Origin of the sequence: Emticicia fluvialis, assembly GCF_024793945.1 — a bacterium.
Lineage (GTDB): Bacteria > Bacteroidota > Bacteroidia > Cytophagales > Spirosomataceae > Emticicia > Emticicia fluvialis.
This window is the reverse complement of record NZ_JANUSD010000011.1, coordinates 26,665-45,051: the sequence shown is the minus strand read 5'-3', so window position 1 is coordinate 45,051 and position 18,387 is coordinate 26,665. Positions and strand designations below refer to the sequence as shown.

At 42.0% G+C, this 18,387-nt stretch carries 11 protein-coding genes; 7 read left to right on the top strand and 4 right to left on the bottom strand.

Features of this window, described 5'->3' with window-relative positions; translation table 11 throughout:
* Positions 1-53: 53 nt before the first annotated feature.
* The 4 genes from NZ848_RS13765 to NZ848_RS13750 all read left to right on the top strand — a co-directional run bounded on the left by NZ848_RS13765 (position 54) and on the right by NZ848_RS13750 (position 10,021).
* Entirely contained in the window at positions 54-2,444 is a 2,391-nt protein-coding gene (locus NZ848_RS13765; protein WP_259015959.1) for an ABC transporter permease, read from the top strand.
* Between the two features lie 132 nt (positions 2,445-2,576).
* Positions 2,577-4,964, top strand: coding sequence for an ABC transporter permease (locus NZ848_RS13760; RefSeq protein WP_309600836.1), 2,388 nt, complete (start codon positions 2,577-2,579; stop codon positions 4,962-4,964).
* A 76-nt stretch (positions 4,965-5,040) separates the two neighbouring features.
* Positions 5,041-7,479 (top strand): ABC transporter permease, encoded by a 2,439-nt coding sequence (locus NZ848_RS13755; protein WP_259015956.1) that lies wholly within the window; start codon positions 5,041-5,043, stop codon positions 7,477-7,479.
* A gap of 160 nt (positions 7,480-7,639) precedes the next feature.
* Positions 7,640-10,021, top strand: coding sequence for an ABC transporter permease (locus tag NZ848_RS13750; RefSeq protein WP_259015955.1), 2,382 nt, complete (start codon positions 7,640-7,642; stop codon positions 10,019-10,021).
* A gap of 30 nt (positions 10,022-10,051) precedes the next feature.
* Here NZ848_RS13750 and NZ848_RS13745 read toward each other — a convergent pair whose 3' ends face one another.
* On the bottom strand, positions 10,052-10,417 hold the full coding sequence (locus NZ848_RS13745) for a DUF1801 domain-containing protein (RefSeq protein ID WP_259015953.1): 366 nt from the start codon (positions 10,415-10,417) through the stop codon (positions 10,052-10,054).
* Between the two features lie 176 nt (positions 10,418-10,593).
* Here NZ848_RS13745 and NZ848_RS13740 point away from each other — a divergent pair, with 176 nt between their 5' ends.
* Together NZ848_RS13740 and NZ848_RS13735 are read left to right on the top strand one after the other, a co-directional pair.
* The gene (locus tag NZ848_RS13740; RefSeq protein WP_259015952.1) at positions 10,594-14,034 is read left to right on the top strand and encodes a ThuA domain-containing protein; all 3,441 of its coding nucleotides are present in this window, start codon (positions 10,594-10,596) and stop codon (positions 14,032-14,034) included.
* 37 nt (positions 14,035-14,071) lie between these two features.
* Positions 14,072-14,362 (top strand): Dabb family protein, encoded by a 291-nt coding sequence (locus NZ848_RS13735; RefSeq protein ID WP_101727995.1) that lies wholly within the window; start codon positions 14,072-14,074, stop codon positions 14,360-14,362.
* A gap of 63 nt (positions 14,363-14,425) precedes the next feature.
* Here the strand turns inward: NZ848_RS13735 and NZ848_RS13730 are convergent, their stop codons facing one another.
* On the bottom strand, positions 14,426-14,731 hold the full coding sequence (locus NZ848_RS13730; RefSeq protein ID WP_259015951.1) for an isoamylase early set domain-containing protein: 306 nt from the start codon (positions 14,729-14,731) through the stop codon (positions 14,426-14,428).
* Positions 14,732-15,061: 330 nt separating this feature from the next.
* Here NZ848_RS13730 and NZ848_RS13725 point away from each other — a divergent pair, with 330 nt between their 5' ends.
* The gene (locus NZ848_RS13725) at positions 15,062-16,264 is read left to right on the top strand and encodes a DUF937 domain-containing protein (protein WP_259015950.1); all 1,203 of its coding nucleotides are present in this window, start codon (positions 15,062-15,064) and stop codon (positions 16,262-16,264) included.
* A gap of 56 nt (positions 16,265-16,320) precedes the next feature.
* Here NZ848_RS13725 and NZ848_RS13720 read toward each other — a convergent pair whose 3' ends face one another.
* Positions 16,321-17,583 carry an aminotransferase class V-fold PLP-dependent enzyme gene (locus NZ848_RS13720; protein WP_259015949.1) on the bottom strand — a complete coding sequence of 421 codons (1,263 nt, stop codon included), beginning with the start codon at positions 17,581-17,583 and terminating at the stop codon, positions 16,321-16,323.
* Between the two features lie 29 nt (positions 17,584-17,612).
* A complete protein-coding gene (locus tag NZ848_RS13715; RefSeq protein ID WP_259015948.1) occupies positions 17,613-18,326 on the bottom strand; it encodes a DNA alkylation repair protein in 714 nt (237 codons plus the stop codon).
* Positions 18,327-18,387: the final 61 nt, after the last annotated feature.

Genomic DNA, 18,387 nt, shown 5'->3' with positions numbered 1-18,387 from the left:
AGTAAAGTATATTATATAAATAAAAAAATCCCCCTTTAGGGGCTAAAGTCAATATGATACGCAATTACTTGAAAATCGCCTGGAGAAACCTTGTAAAAAGTAAGGTGTACTCTTTTATTAATGTTTTTGGCCTGGCCGTTGGTATGGCGGTTGCCATATTGATTGGGCTTTGGATAAACGACGAGATGTCGGCCAATAAGCACCATGCCAATTATGCCACGCTCTATCAGGTAAAAATGCACCAGACGTTTGATGGCCGCAGAGGAACTCAGGATGCTTTGCCGTTTCCGATGGGAGAGGAACTGAAATCAAAATACCCGGATTTTAAAGGTGTGGCCATGTGCGACTGGGGCAGTACGCGGTCTTTGCTGGTGGGCAACCAGAAGTTTCTGAAATTCGGCCACTTTATTGGGCCAGATGCCATGGAAATGTTTAGTATTCAGGTTATCGACGGCGATAAGCAACCGCTGAAAGAACCATACTCAATCGTATTGACAGAAGAAACAGCAGAAGCCCTTTTTGGCAAGCAGGACCCCGTAGGAAAGATAGTGAAAGTAGATAATACCATGGATTTGAAGGTAACGGCCGTTGTAAAAAAACAGCCCAAAAATGCATCATTGCAATATGACTACCTGATACCTTTTGATTTGCAGGAGAAAATTTATGACTGGGTGGCCAAATTTCATAAAACTAACTGGGGCAATAATTCTTGGCAAACATTTGTTCAGCTGAAAGATGGTGTAGACCCCGAAAAAACCAATGCCAGAATAAAAAACGTAGTGCTTGACCATTTTAAAGAAGACCAGCTGATGCAGAAGAGCATCAAACCAGAGGTATTTGTACACCCAATGGCCAAATGGCGTTTGTATTCTGATTTTACCGAGGGTAAAAACACCGGCGGGTTTATTCGTTACGTAAACCTGTTTGGTATTTTTGGCATTTTTGTTCTGGTTATTGCCTGTATCAACTTCATGAACCTGAGCACCGCCCGTTCTGAAAAACGCGCCAAAGAAGTTGGTGTCCGTAAGGCTGTAGGTTCAGCACGAAATCAGTTAATAGGTCAGTTTCTGAGCGAATCCATTCTCATTGCTTTTATTTCTCTTGTACTGGCTATTGTTTTGGTAGGGCTGTCATTGCCTTATTTCAATAGAATGACCGAAAAACAAATGTCAATGGAGCTTGCTAATCCGGTTTTCTGGGCAATCATGCTTGCTTTTACACTTATTACCGGTTTGCTGGCGGGTAGCTACCCTGCGCTTTACCTATCGTCGTTCAATCCTGTAAAGATACTTAAAGGGGGTATTCATGTAGGTAAAAACGCTTCCCTGCCTCGAAAAATCCTGGTTGTTTTGCAGTTTACTTTTTCTATTGTGCTTATGATTGGTACGGTAATTATTTACCAGCAGATACAATATGCTAAAAACAGGCCTATCGGCTTTAACAGCAAAGGATTGATTTCTGTTGAAAGTTCAAGCGACCTGTTAAGAAATTATGATGCACTGAACAATGAATTGCTGGCCACCGGTGCTGTCTTATCTATTTGTAAATCGAATTCACCGCCAACACAAATATATAGTAACAATAACGGGTGGGAGTGGAAAGGCTCTACACCAGAAGACAAATCGGCTATTTTCAGTACAATTGCCACCAGTTTTAATTACGTAAAAACCATAGGGGTTAAGTTAAAAGAGGGTCGGGATTTTTCAAGAGAATATTCAACTGATTCTGTTGGCGTATTACTCAATGAAGCCGCCGTAAAACGCATGGGGCTTAAGAATCCTGTTGGAGAAATCTTGAAATGGAATGGACGCGAAAGACGCGTAGTGGGTGTGGTTGCCAATGTAATGATGGAGTCTCCTTTCAGAAATATATCGCCTTTAACTATTGTGTTTGAGAAAGACTGGGTGAGTTACATCAATATCAGGTTAAACCCTACTGTTTCAAGTGCGCAGGCTATCAAACAGATTCAACCGATATTTGATAAGTATAATCCGGGTTTCCCGTTCGACTACAAGTTTGCTGACCTTGAATATGCATCTAAGTTTAATTATGAAGAACTGATTGGTAATCTGGCTGCTATTATATCTGTGCTTGCCATATTTATTTCTTGTCTGGGCTTATTTGGTCTAGCGTCTTTCATGGCCGAGCAACGCAAAAAAGAAATTGGGGTTCGTAAGGTTTTAGGCGCAAGTGTGGCTAATCTGTGGGGGCTTTTATCAAAAGACTTCGTGAAACTCATTATTATATCCTGCGTTATTGCCTCGCCTATCGCCTGGTACGGTATGTCTGAATGGCTCAGTGATTATACTTATAAAATAGATATCGGCGTGGGGGTATTCTTAATGGTATTATTTGTTGCCATACTGGTTACCCTGCTCACAGTAAGTTATCAGGCCATTAAGGCTGCGCTGGCCAATCCGGTAAAGAGTTTGAAAACTGAGTAACAACCTTTGCCCCTGAACGGGAGCGGAAAGAAATATATCTACAACCATAAAATGAGGTCCCCTTTTAAGGGCGAGCCTACCTGTCGGAGGTGTGTTATGCTGAGTAACTATTTAAAAATTGCGTGGAGGAACTTGCTAAAAAATAAGACCTTCTCATTTATTAATATATTTGGGCTGGCCATTGGGTTCAGCAGTTTTATTCTTATTGGTCTTTATGTGATTGACGAGCTGAGCTTTGATGATTTTCATGAAAAGGCAGACCGTATTTATCGTCTGGACGTGGATGTCAGATTCGGCGGGACTGATTTAAAACTGGCTACCAGCGCAGACCCCGTTGGCGAGTATATGAAGAAAGACTACCCCGAGGTAGAGCAATATGCTAGATTATATGCCAATGAGGGTCCTAAGTTTATCCGCAAAGGTAGCGAGTATATCAGAGAAGCCGATATTACTTACGCCGATTCTACCATTTTTGATGTGTTTACCTTTCCGGTTTTAGCCGGTAACCCGAAATTAGCTTTAGACCAGCCCAACACTGCCGTTGTAAGTGAAACCACTGCTAAAAAGTATTTTGGCACAACAGATGTGCTAGGTAAAACCCTTGAAGTAGGCCTTGAAGAAAAAACACGCTACAACATTACAGCAGTAATGAAAGACATGCCGGCGAGTTCTCACTTCCACTTTGATATTCTGCTCTCAATGGATAACCTGGAATATCAGTTTGGCAATTTTCTGAGTAATAATTTTCATACCTATGTGGTATTGAAAAAAGGTACTGATTACCATGCCTTTGAAAACAAACTTGAAGGTATGATTATTAAGTATGTGATGCCACAGGCAAAACAGTTAATGAATATCAATAGTCTTGAGGAGTTCAGGAGGGCAGGCAATAAATTAGAGTATCACCTGATGCCAATGACTGACATACACCTGAAATCAGACCGCGCACCCGAACTTGGGGTAAACGGTAGCATACAGTATGTGTACATCTTTTCGGCAGTGGCTTTGTTTGTATTGCTGCTGGCGTGTATCAATTTCATGAACCTGTCTACTGCGCGTTCTGCCAACAGAGCCAAGGAAGTTGGCATACGCAAAGTACTGGGCACACCCAAAGGTACTTTAATGAGCCAGTTTATGGCCGAATCTGCCTTTATGAGTTACCTTGCTTTTGGTGTTGCATTATTAATAACCTGGCTTGTAATGCCTTATTTTAATGATATTGCTGCCAAGGCATTCACCTACAGAGACCTGATTGCGCCTAAAACACTTCCTGTACTGCTGCTTTTACCATTGGTTGTGGGTATGCTGGCAGGCTATTACCCTGCATTTTTCCTGTCGTCTTTCAGGCCTATTGTAGTGCTTAAAAGCAAATTAAACACAGGTGTGCAACGCAGTAGTTTTCGAAATGTGCTGGTTACCTTTCAGTTTTTTACTTCAATTCTACTGGTAATAGGTACTATTGTGGTTTACCGCCAGTTAAATTTTATTCAAACAAAAAACCTGGGTTTTAATAAAGACCAGGTACTGGTTATTAACGGAACAGGTGCCTTGCGCGAAAACAAAGAGGCGTTTAAAAAAGAAATACTTAAACTCTCGGGCGTGCAAAGCGGTGCGTCGGCAGGTTTCTTGCCTGTTGCCAACTCATCACGTACCGACCATAGTTTCTCCAAAGAATCAACCATCAGTTCAAATGACGGTTTTCAGATGCAGATGTGGAATGTAGATTACGATTATGTGCCTACTTTAGGAATGGAGTTGCTAAAAGGCCGGAATTTCTCTAAACAGTTTGGCACTGATTCAAGCGGGATTATCATCAATGAAACCGCCGCAAAAGTGTTGGGTTTTGATGACCCCATCGGTAAAAGAGTGTACTCTATAGAAGATGAGAGAAGTTTTTATCATATAGTTGGCGTGGTGAAGAATTTCCATTTCGAATCCATGCGGCAGAATGTGGGCCCTTTATGTATGCGTTTGGGTGTGAGTAGCTGGGCGATGGCCTTTAAAGTAAAAACCTCAGATATGCCAGGTTTAATTAGCCAGATAAAAGACAAATGGAAAGCCATTGCGCCTGAAATGCCATTTAATTATAGCTTTCTTGATGAACGATTTGATGAAATGTATCGTGCCGAACAGCGGGTGGGCAAAGTGGCAGTTACTTTTGCTATAATTACTATTGTTATTGCCTGCCTGGGTTTGTTTGGGCTGGTAACCTACATGGCCGAGCAAAGAACCAAAGAAGTGGGTATCAGAAAAGTATTGGGGGCATCGGTTTTGGGTATAGTTTCGCTACTTACCATAGACTTTATCAGGCTCATTGTGCTGGCCTTGTTAATTGCAAGCCCGATAGCTTATTTATTAATGAACAGCTGGTTGCAGGACTTCACTTATCGCATTAATCTGGAATGGTGGTTTTTTGTATTGGCAGGTTTGGTAACATTGGCGGTTGCAATGCTAACGGTGAGTTATCAGGCTATCAAAGCAGCTTTGATGAATCCGGTGAAGTCGTTGAAAAGTGAATAAATTACAGAGGGAAAAGGGCATGGGGCATTGGTTTTCTTCCCTATGCTCTTACCCCTTTGCCATAAGCCCAAATATTATGATAAACAATTACTTCAAAATCGCGTGGCGGAATTTGTTGAGAAATAAAGTTTTCTCATTCATTAATATTTTCGGCCTTACTATTGGTTTAACCAGCTTTCTACTGATAGCGCTCTATATTTTCGACGAGCTGACTTTCGACGGGTTTCACTCTCAGGCAAATCATATTTACAGGGTCGTGAACCAAAAAACTTCTGCGGATGGTAAAGAATCGAAGGTTTCAAGTGTAGCCTTTCAAATTTCAGAAGGAAGTAAATCAAATTTCCCTGAAATAAAGAAAGTAGCCCGATACACAGGGGCAGGAAGAAGTAATATAGGCACGCAGGAGAATACTAATGTTTTCTATGAAGATTTAATATTTGCCAGCAATGATTTTCTGCAAGTGCTAGACTTTGAGGTTTTATCAGGTGACCCTAAAACAGCTTTAAATGCTCCGTTCTCGGTTGTTTTAACAGAAGAGTCGGCTCAGAAATACTTTAATTCAACCAACGTAATTGGCAAGTTCATTAAAGTCGACAGAGATACTATTCCTTACACTATAACGGCCGTGTTGAAAAATATTCCGGTCAATTCGCATCTATCGTTTAATTTGCTTTTTTCGGAGTCGAGTATTAATAATCAGCGGTTTAAAGATTTTGTTAGTTCTGATTGGAGTTCTGACAGCTTCAATACTTACCTCTTATTAGATCCGAAAGCTGATGCAGGTAACTTGCAGGCAAAGCTGAATCAGCTGGTGGCAACCAAACGCGACAAAACAGTAAAAGATAAATATACGTATTCATTACAGCCATTGAAAGATATTCACTTTTACTCCGCTGATATTGAGGGACAAACTAGTCAAGGGAACCTCACTCACATTTACATATTTGCAGTTCTGGCTGCCTTTGTGCTGATTATAGCCTGTATAAATTATATGAACCTGACAACGGCCAGATTCGCAAACAGGGCCAGAGAAATAGGCGTGCGCAAAACAGCAGGGGCGACAAAAAAGAACCTTATCAGTCAGTTTATCACCGAGGCCCTTATCGTTACTTTAATAGCTTTATGTCTTTCTATTTTTTTTGTTCAGATTTTACTGCCTTATTTCAATCCTTTTACCCAAAAAGAGCTTTCGCTTGGGTTAGGTACTGATTTTAGAATCTGGATAGGTGTTGGGCTTATTGTAGTATTGGCAAGCCTCATGTCTGGTATGTATCCCGCTCTCATACAGTCGGGTATTAAACCTATTGTGCTGCTGAAAAGTAAAATTAATGTTGGCAAGGGCAATATTTCTGTCCGCCGCTTACTAGTGGTGTTTCAGTTTTCACTCTCTATCATCATGATAGTGGCTACTACCATTGTGTATCAGCAAATGAAATATGTTGAAACAAAAGACATGGGCTTTAAAAAAGAGCAATTGCTGATAGTAGATATTAACAGCGGTAAGGTAAGAAAAGGTGCAGAGACCATTAAAAGTGAATTCAAAAAATTGTCGCAGGTGAAGCAGGTAGCCCTTAGCTCACGCGTGCCCGGCGAATGGAAAAACCTTTTGCAGGTAGGTGTAAAAAATGAAAACATCGGCTCTACAGAAGGTAAAAATATGTATTTTCTGGGAGTTGACGACCAGTTTCTGAAAACTTATGACATTCAATTGCTGAATGGCAGAAACTTTACCAATGTGGGTGCAGGAGATTCTACAGCTGTGATTATCAACGAAACAGCTGCCAGACAACTGGGCGTAACTACGGCGTCAAATCAGGTAATTGAGATACCAAGTGTTGATTATAGCGGAACAATCGAAAAACTTGATAACCCTTTTTATGCCAGAGTAGTAGGTATTGTAAAAGATTTCAATTTTCAGTCTCTCCACCAGGCGGTTTCACCAATGGTGATGGGTTTTCATAAAAATCCTATTCAGAATATTGATTATTTCAGTATCAGAATTTCGGCTGAAAATATAAAAGAGACTATCAAACAGATGGATAATGTACTGAAGAGCATAGACCCGGACCATCTGTTTGAGTATCATTTCCTAGACAAGCAATGGGAGTTGTTTTATCAGCAAGACCAAATACAGCAAACCATTTTTATGGTTGTGGCCATTCTCACAATTTTAATAGCTTGTCTGGGTCTGTTTGGCCTGGCTACTTACGCAGCCGAACAACGTATTAAAGAAATAGGTGTCCGTAAGGTACTTGGTGCCAGCATAGCTGGCATTGTTATGATATTGACACGCGATTTTGTGAATTTGGTGCTGATAGCAGCCATGATTGCCTTTCCGGTTTCATGGTGGGCTATGCACACCTGGCTGCAGAATTTTGCTTATCACATAGAAATAAAATGGTGGGTGTTTGCATTGGCGGGCATAATGGCCATAGGCATAGCACTCATTACCATCAGTTACCATACCATCAAAGCTGCTTTGATGAATCCGGTGAAGTCGTTGAAATCAGAGTAAGCCCCGCGCGACGTCCGCCCAGCCCCTAAAGGGGAGTTGAGGGAAACATTTTCTATAACCATAAAACAATTTCCCCTTTAGGGGGCGGTCCGACGAATCGGAGGGCATCATGATACGTAACTATTTCAAAATTGCCAGGAGGAGTTTGTTGAAAAACAAAATGCAGACTCTGATAAACATCACGGGTTTGTCAATTGGTATGGCTGCCTGTCTGCTGATTCTGATGTATGTCTTTGATGAGCTGAGTTTTGATAAATTCTGGGCCAACGGAGACCGCATTTATAGAATGGCATTGGAGCGCAGATACCCGGGCAGAGCAACAGGCTATGCTATTATTCCGCCGTCTTATGCGCAATCGGTTAAGAAAGAATTACCGGAAGTAGAGGAGTCTACCAGAATTTTTGGCGCCGGTGGCACTACGCTTTTCAGGCATAATAATGAGGTATATGCAGAGAAAAATATGCTATGGGCTGACTCTAACTTCTTTAAAGTGTTTAAGTTACCACTGTTGCAGGGTAATCCTGAAAAGGCTTTAATGGCGCCCAATACGGTAGTGCTAACTGAAAGCACGGCCAAACGTTTTTTTGGCACTGCCAATGCCATGGGCATGTATCTGGAACAGGTGCAGGGGCCAAAATTGCAGGTAACGGGTGTTTGTGCCGATGTGCCTTCTAATGCCCATTTTAAGTTCGATTTTCTGGCTGCTGTAAAGGGCAATCGCTTCGCCGAGGCTACCAACCATGTCAGTTTTGCAGCTGCTACTTATCTGCTGCTGAAACCACATACATTGCCCCAACAAGCACAGGCGAAGTTTCCTGCCATTGTTGAGAAATATGCCTCTGGTGAGATACAACGTACTTTCGGCGTTTCTTACCATGACTACGTAAAAGCCGGCAACGGTTATTTTTATTTTCTGCAGCCACTGAAAAGCATTCACCTGGAATCGCATCTGGAAGGTGAGCTGGGTACTAATGGAAGCAGTAATCTGGTGTATATCTTTATGGTTATTGCCATTTTTGTTTTACTTATCGCTTGTATCAACTTCATGAATCTGGCTACCGCACGCTCTACTGAAAGAGCAAAAGAGGTGGGTATCCGAAAAGCACTGGGGTCCACCAAGTCGCAGCTGGCTTTTCAGTTCCTGACTGAGTCGGTTTTGCTGAGCGTTTCCAGTTTTTTTGTGGCTTCTATGATCGTGGTATTGGCCTTGCCATTTTTTAACAATCTGACAGGCAAACAATTGCTGCTTGATACTTTTTATACATGGCAGACTATCCCACTTATGTTGTTCTTATCGGTTTTAGTAGGTTTAATGGCCGGCATATATCCTGCGGGTGTGTTGGCGTCGTTCCAGCCTATTCAGGTACTTAAGGGTAAATTTATATCTAAAAAACAAGGACACCTGTTGCGTAATGGTCTGGTTGTTTTTCAATTCTCAATCTCAATTGTGCTGATAATCGGCACTTTGGTTGTTTATCGTCAGTTAACATATATACAGAATAAAGAGCTGGGTTATTCTAAAGACTTGGTGATACATCTGCGTGGGGCCGGATTTTTGGCAGAGCGAACAGAGGTGTTTAAAGAACAAATAAAGAAAATTGCAGGCATTGAAAAAGTAGGCGGCACAAACGCTGAACCCGGCCAGGAGCAGTTTTTTGGTATAACCTTCCGGAAGGGTGGAGAAAAAGAGAGCGTAACTGGCAAAACCATGGTTGCTGACGAGGGTTATTTACAAACACTGAATATGAGCGTGGCCGAAGGCCGGTTTTTTAATAAGGATTTTAATGATTCGCTTTCAGTGATTCTGAATCAGGAGGCCGTAAAAGCATTGGGATTAAAGAACCCTGTAGGGCAGAAAATATTTAGTCCTGATAATATGGTGCGTGAGGATGGTGGCGAAATGGCTTATACCATTGTGGGAGTAGTGAAAGACTTCCATTTTTCATCATTGCATCAGAAAATTACTCCTTTATTCATTATCAATAACCGTTTCTTTGGGAGAACGAGCAACCTGATGGGGGTAAGGGTGAACACCAGTAACTTTAAAGAAGTAACAGCTAAACTAGAGCAAACCTGGAAGAAATTTTTACCTGAACAGCCGTTTAACTACGCATTTCTGGACGCTAATCTGGCCGACCTATACCGAAATGAGCGTGTATCGCAACAGGTGTTCTGGATATTCTCATGCCTTGGTATTCTGATAGCCTGCATGGGCTTACTTGGGCTGGTGAGCTACATAGTGCAGCAAAGAACCAAAGAAATTGGTATTCGTAAAGTATTGGGGGCCAGTGTGCCGGGTATCATAGTTTTGGTATCTAAAGATTTGTTAAAGCTGGTGTTGATAGCATTAGTGGTGGCTTCGCCACTTGCCTATTATCTCATGAGCGCCTGGCTGCAGGACTTTGCCTACCGGACAAACATTGCCTGGTGGATATTTGTGCTGGCAGGCGGAATGGCTGTGCTCATTGCCTTTGTAACAATCAGCCTTCAATCTATTAAAGCAGCTTTGATGAATCCGGTAAAATCTCTGAAAGCAGAATAACCCATACACTACAACTACTAAGGGGCTTTTTCAGCCCCTTAGTAGTACCATATTTTTGATGAGCATTTCAATTCTTTCTACCGGAATGTCATCGGTTGGGTCAATCAATAAAATTTTCATTCTTACTCTTTTTTCTGTAACCAAATCGGCCTCTTCCAGTTTGTTGCCATCAGCAATGCCTATGTAGGGCTGAGGCACCCCATCAATTTTATATTTTTTATGTATCCACAAATAGCAAAGCATTTTGCCTTTGTAGTAGTAGCTGGGCAGTTTATACTTCCATTCTTCGGTAATAAACGGGTCTTGTTTTAATAGCAGTGCCCGCAATGATAACAAGCAACTTTTGTTAGGTTCAGTCTGCTGTTCAAAAAAGTCATCTATTGGGCGTAATTGCATACAGGCCAGGAAATTTTTGTTTTTGTTTCAGCCAAAGTAAAGAAAAATAATGCCCGGGTTTTATTTATAGTTTGTTTTTACGGTTTTATCGCCACATTATTCTATGTTATCTTAAAATAATTTAGTTTTAGTGGTAAATAATTATATTTGGTTTCTATCTATTTAACCTCCAAACTATGAAAAAACCTGTAAAAAGCTTTTGTTTCTGTCTTTGGGCAGTGGTTGTCCTTTTTTCGGTAATGGTTAGTCAGGATGTAACTGCTCAGCAAAAAAGAGTTTTAGTTTTTTCAAAAACTAAAGGCTGGCGTCATTCAAGCATTCCTTTTGGTAAAGAAGCGATCAAAAAACTGGGTGTTGAGAATAACTTTAGTGTTGATATATCTGAAAACTCGGAGGATTTCAACGATGCCAATCTGAAAAAATACAGTGCCGTTATTTTTAATTCTACCACAGGTAATGTATTAAATAACGAGCAACAAGCTGCCTTTGAAAGGTATATTCAGTCGGGTGGCGGGTTTGTGGGTATCCACGCCGCTGCTGATACCGAATACGAATGGCCGTGGTACGGGCAACTGGTAGGTGCTTATTTTGAGAGCCACCCCAACAACTCTAATGTACGCAAAGCCACCGTTCTGGTAACTGATAAAACGCATATTTCAACAACGCATTTGCCAGATAAATGGGATAGAACCGACGAATGGTATAATTATAAGTCAATATTCAGAGGTATTAAACCGCTGGCGTATCTGGACGAAAGCACCTATGATGGCGGTACTAACGGAGGCAACCACCCGATAGCCTGGTATCATGAGTTTGACGGTGGCCGCTCGTTCTATACAGGTGGAGGGCATACCGACGAGAGTTTCTCTGAACCATTGTTTCTGAAACATCTTTTGGGGGGTATAACTTTTGCTATGGGTGGCAGCAAGCCACTAGACTACGCAAAGGCCTATTCGGTAACCATGCCTGAAGAAAACCGGTTTGAAAAAACTGTTCTGGTAAATGACCTGAACAACCCGATGGAACTGGCGGTATCGAACGATGGTAAGGTGTATTTTACTGAATTGGCCGGTAATCTGTCGGTGTTTAATACCAAAACCAATCAGTTTAAACTCATACACCGTTTTCCGGTGGTAATGAAAGGCGGTACGGGCGTAATTGGTATTACCCTTGACCCCGATTTTGATACCAACCGCTGGATGTATCTGTATTACTCTCCGCCAATTGAGGGAGAGCCCATCTATTTTAATCTGTCGAGATTCATGCTTTCAGCAAAAGATGAAATCGATTTAACCTCTGAAAAAATATTATTACGCGTGCCGGTTCAAATTAACAGCGGTTCGCATCATGGTGGCTCGCTGGCATTTGATAAAGATAAAAATCTGATTCTTTCTACCGGCGATGGCACCACGCCTTTCCCATCTAATGGCTATGCCCCTTTAGATGAACGCAGTGGCGCTGAATATTACCCGATGGATGCGCAGCGGTCAGCGGCAAACACCAACGATTATAAGGGGAAAATCCTGCGTATTCATCCAAAGCCGGATGGCACCTACACTATTCCTGCTGGTAATTTGTTTAAACCCGGTGAACCCAATACACTGCCCGAGATTTATGCCATGGGTTGCCGGAATCCTTATCGCATAGCCATTAACCCCAAAACAGGCACTATTTACTGGGGTGAAATTGGCCCTGATGCAGGAGAAGACAGCCCGAGAGGCCCAAGAGGCTATGATGAGTTTAATCAGGCTAAAAAACCAGGCAATTTCGGCTGGCCTTACTTTGTCGGTAACAATTACGCCTATTCTGAATGGGATTTTACCGCCAATAAACCCGGCCCTGCTTATAATCCTGCCAAACCGGTTAATAATTCGCCCAACAATACGGGCTTGAAAGAGCTGCCGCCCGCTACACCACCTATGATTTGGTACCCGTATGCCCTTTCTCCGGAATTTCCGGAATTAGGAACCGGTGGACGCAGCGCCATGGCAGGAGAGTTTTATACGTTTAATGAAGCATCAACCAACAAAAACAAAATACCCAGGTATTATGACGGCGCGCTGTTTATTTTCGACTGGATGCGTAACTGGATGCTGGCTACAAGATTAGACAAAGACGAAAACTATGTAAAAACGGAAGCTTTTATGCCTACCAAAGGCGATTTCAGAAGGCCTATCGATTTGGCTTTCAGCAAAGACGGCATTATGTATGTGCTGGAGTACGGCTCAGTTTATGGCGCTGATAACAAAGATGCCCGTCTGGTAAAGATTGAATATAACTACGATAACCGCGCGCCTCTGGCCACTGCCTCTATTGTTGATACTTTAATGATGGCCAAAAAACAAAGAGAATCGTTCATTACTTCAGAAACAAGAGAAATGCCTCAGTATAAGGAATGGGCAGGCAAAGCACCTTTAAAACTGCGTTTTTCGGGCAGAGGAACTGATTTGGATTTTGATGATAAACTGTCTTATGAGTGGTACATCAACGGAGCAAAACAAGAGGGCGATAAACCTATGTTTGTGCATACCTTTACTAAAAATGGTAATTACAAGGTTGTATTTCTGGTAAAAGACCTTGCCGGAAAAACAGCAACTGATACGCTTGCGGTAAGGGTGGGCAATGGTGTGCCGGTTGTAAAAATCAATGCCAAAAAGAATAAGACATTTTATTGGGACAACCAGCCGTTTGAATATGCCGTCTCGGTCAATGATGCAGAAGATAAAGTAATTAATGCCAAAAAACGTAAAGTAGAGTACAACTATTATCCGAATCCGTACCAGCCTTTGGATGTTAGCAAGTCAGATTCTAAAGTTGAACTGGGCTCATTAGGCAAAACACTGGTTGATGCCAGCGATTGTAAAGCCTGCCATACGCTTGATAAAACCTCGGTTGGGCCATCGTTTCTGGCTATTTCTAAAAAATATGGCAATGGCGACAACAAGACTATCAAAACCTTGTCGAAGAAAATTATTGATGGTGGCGGTGGCAGCTGGGGCAGCACACACGTAATGAGTGCGCACCCGCAGTTATCAGCTCAGGACGCCGACGAAATGGTAAAGTATATTCTGGCCATTAATGACCCGAACAAAAACTTCAAGCCTATAGCAACAACGGGTAGCATAGCCTTAAAAGAGCATCAGGAAAACAAAACCACTGGTTACTATACCATTAAGGCATCTTATATAGATAACGGCGCAGCCGGCAGCAAACCAGAAAAAGCAGAAGATGTGGTGCGCCTGCGCTACCATGAACTACGTGCCATGGATGCAGACCGACACCCGGGTTTTGTGTTTGACTGGGGAGAATTACGCCAGGGGGCATCTAAGGCTTATCTGGTTTTTAAAAATATTGACCTTACCAATATTAATACCATTGATTTTGAGTATGCCTCGCAAGATAAGTCAGGTGTGATAGAGGTCAGAGAAAACTCAGTGGCGGGGCCAGTTATTGCCCGCACTACCTTTACGCCAACACAAGGCTGGGGTAAAATGGAATGGGTAGAAAGTAAGATTGATAAGCCGGTTGACGGCTTCAGAGACCTGTATATTATAGCAGTGAAGTCAGATAAACCAAGCGATAATCTGATTAAGTTTAAAACACTCAGATTCAATTGAGGTTATATGTAAATACACAATTTAAGGAATTAACATAATGATAAGACATTCAGTTGTTTTTAAGTTAAAGCACCCGGTGGGTTCAGAGGAAGAACAGTTGTTTTTTGATGAGGTCAGGAAACTGACGGCTATTGAAGGTGTGCAGAACTTTGTTTGCTACAAACAAACCGGAAAGCACAGCAATTATCAGTACGGTTTGTTTATGGATTTTGCCGATACACAGGTTTATGAGCAGTACACCACTCACCCTGCTCATATAGCTTTTGTAGACCAGCACTGGCATAGTAATGTTGAAGAGTTTCTGGAGCTAGACTATGAGTCACTTTGAAAAGAAACACATAAAAATAGCCCGGACGAAAGCCTGGGCTATTTTTATGTTACCAGGTTGGCATTACAATACCACTACACAATTTTGAGTTGTAAATTCGTTGCTGACATACTTGTCTGCGGCCTCGTCGTTTAGCCATTCAGAGCCATCTAATAAATAGCGGAACTGAAATTCTGCGCCTAAAGGTAACTCAAGTGAAGTTTTATATTGTCCGTCTTTCTGTTTCTTTAACAAATTGGCGGTTGAGTTCCAATCGTTAAACTCACCTACCAGTGCTACATTCTTTGCGTTATTTACAACTTCAGAAGGTAGCGTGAACGTTACTTTGCAAACTGATTTGGTTTTTGAAAATTGTTTTACAATTGACATGATATGCATAAGTTTGATTTTCGTAGCAAAATTATATTATATAAATTATAATTGCATGATTATCAGCTAATTGAAACCTAAAATTCTTTGAATAGTTATGTTTTATTTTTGAATGATAATATTTGGCGGTGTATCAGCCTTATTTTTTGGTAACCGGCCTTGTTTTTTTAGTTCTTGTCGGCTAAAAATAGGCTTAAGCCCATGAAGCAGTATTTGACAGGTATAAATGCCCATTTTTAAGAGGCATTTTATTTTGGGCATAGTTTTTGCGATTTTTAATGTAATTTGTACCCGTCCCTAATTTTGTTCAATAGCCACGTGATTTGATATATGAATTTACTCGAATTAATTAAAGAGAAACTAACCGGCTCAGAGATTGAAGAGATTAGTGTTTTTTTGGGAGAGCGCCCCGAGAACATAAGTGTGGCTTTAGATAAAGTGCTGCCAACCGTTTTTGGCGTTGTTATTCTGACAACTACTGATCAGAACGCAGGAAAGGTAATGGATGTGCTGAAAGATGGCGGGCATACCGGAGAGATTCTGGATGATTTAGGAGATTTATTTGCCAGCCCCGAGAAAATTCAATTGTTGATTTCAGTAGGCACTAATATTTTTAATCATTTTTACGGCGGAAAAAGCCAGATTGTTTCAGACACCATTGCTTCTTTGAGCGATATCCGTAAAACTTCTGCCTCTTCTTTACTTGGGCTTGTTTCGCCTATGGTGCTTGGTGCATTGGGTAAGGTGGTGGAATCGGAAGGCCTGGGGATATCTGGTCTGAAAAAACTATTACAAGAGCAAAAAGAAAGCGTTCTAATAGCTATACCGCCTATTCTGGTTAATAAACTGGTTTCTAAAGAAGAAACAGGCAGCAAAAAACCTTCTAAAAGTAAAGAAAAAGTAAAAACTGAAAGCATAGAAACTAAATCCGGTAGCCCTATGGTCTGGATTTTCTTACTTTTATTGGTTTTAGCATTAGGGGCAGGCGTGGTGTATATGTTTAAGTTCAGAGAAAAGGGGGTACCTCCACTGCCTGCCGAACAATTACCTTTAAAAGATACAACCGTATTTGAAAAGCCAGATTCAGCACTAAGCCAGCCGGTAAAAGATACTGTTCTGGTATCACCAGGCCAGTTGTTGCAGAAGGGTGATTCATTACTTCCAGCACCCAAACCTGCGCCTTCAGCCGGAGCAACTATCTCGTCAGAAGAGTCAGCCACGGTGTTAGGCGAAGAACTCAACACAAGCAATAACTGGATTATGCTTCCGAAGCTGAGTTTTGATAGGGGAAGCGCTGAAGTAAGGTACGCCGGGGGGCTAAGTGATATTGTCAGGTACCTCAGAAATACTCCGTCTGCTACCATAACCATTGCCGGTGGCGGGCAGAGTGCCGACGACAATATGGGCGAGTACCGAGCCTATGCCCTCAGAGAATTATTAATTGAAAGGGGCATACCGCAAAGAAGAATTATCATTCAGTCTAAAATAGAAACCTCAGTTGATTCAAAAGTAACAATCAAGATAAGCCGTTAGGCAGAAAAACTATCAAAAGGAATGCCCGTAGATAATACACCTGCGGGCATTCCTTGTTATGCTGCTAATTCTTTCAACGCTTTTACAAAGGTGTCCAGCTCCTTAGTACTTGTATAAATATTAGGGGTTATCCGGCAGCCTTTTACAGTGGGCGAGTCAATGGCCACCGTCCAGATTTTATATTTTGTAAGTAGTGTTTTAGCCATATCGGCAGGTTTCATGGTAGCAATGCCCACATTGGCTATACCACAGGCTCTGTGGCTCTCAGCCGGGGTGTTCATTACTATGTTAGGCAGGTGTCTTACCTGTCTGGTCCAGTACTCTTGCAGATACCTTAACCGTGCCTCTTTGCGGTCGCGTCCAATTTTTTCATAATAAGTAATGGCATCAGCAATGGTTAAATCAGTATGTACCGGATTCGTACCCGTATGGTTCAGCTTCCTGATGTCGTCATCTTTATAGCCCATGTCTCCAAACATTTGCCAAAGCCCGGCAATTTTGTCTTTTTTTACGTAGAGTAAGCCGGTACCAAGGGGTACGCTGAGCCACTTATGCAGGCTGCTGCCGTAGTAGTCGCAGCCCAGGTCGCTTATTTTATAATTAATGTGGGCTAAAGCATGGGCTCCGTCAACCATTACTTCTACGCCTTTGCTATGTGCCATGTCGCATATTTTTTTTACAGGCAGTATATGCCCGGTAATATTAATCATGTGGCAAATCATCAACAGCCTGGTTTTAGGTGTAATGGCTTTCTCATAGATAGAAACAATTTCTTCGTCTGAACCGGGATTATTAGGCACCGACACTATTTTATTAACAATGCCGTATCGGCGGGCCTGCAGTTTAAACATATCCAGCATAGCGCCGTAGTCTTGTTCGGCCATGATGGCTTCATCACCAGCTTTCCAGTCTATTCCGGCAATAACAGTATCCAGCGACTCAGTGGTATTACGGGTAATAACCAGTTCTTCATGAGAGCATCCGGCAATGGCTGCCAGTTTCTTTCTTAGTTCCAGCTTATCATCAAACTGGCGCGTACGCATATAATAAGAGCCTTCCAGGTTAACATCCTGCACATGGCCCAAAAAATGCTGCAAGGTAGGTTGGGGGGCTATAGAATAATAACCGTTCTCCAGGTTTATATAGTCTGGTTTTAATTTATAGTCTTTTCTTACCTCTGCCCAGAAATCCTCATTGGCAGCTACTTCTTCTGGTGTTTGTGAGGTTATCCGTTTCAGGGCGGTGTCCAGGTTTTTTCCAAAAGCAGGAAGAGACATACCCGTTGCGGCAAAGGTCTTGATAAACTGGCGTTTGTTCATGTAAGTGGAGTGTTATTGATATGGTCAATTTACTTTAGTTGCATAAAATATCTCCGGCGTTCGTCGTTCATTTTTTCTATACTGTATCTCAGTGCGGTTCTTGGTATATTTCTGATATTCTTTTCAAGAAATAGTTCAACCTTGTTTTGTCTGTTTCCGGCGGCCGACTCTTTTTTCCATATTTCCCGCAGCATCCAGCCAACGGCCTTATGTATAAGGTCATGTTTGTGCGGCAGTAGTATTTCAGCTATCTGCAGGGTATCATCATACTGTTGCTTGTTTATAAAATACCAGCTGGCTATAATGGCTACGCGCTGGGTCCAGAGGTGGTCAGAATGCGCCATATCATATAGAATGCTCCGGTCTTTATCGAACAAATAATTGCCCGCAATGTCGCGTGCCGAACAATCAACCAGGTCCCAGTTATTTATGTTGTGCAGATTCTTGATATAGAATTCATAAATTACGCGCTTTGTATCTCCTTTGGCTTTTTTCATCTGGTTAACCAGAATCATCAACGCGGCCATTCGGTATTCGTGGATGGGGTCATCGAGCAAAACCTGTATTTCATTTAATGGAAGTGCCTGGTACTTTTTGCAGATGCCCCGTAACTGAGGCGTGGTAATGCCTATAAAAATATCACCCTCTCCGTATTGACCCTTACCGGTTTTAAAGAACCATGCCGATGTTTTTGCCCGCTCGGGCGTAGCTATGGCCTGCAATTCTGAAATGAGTTCGTTCATTGAAACGATTTGACATTTTTTTTGTTAAAGATAATAAAATATGATGGCATACAAGGCCGGG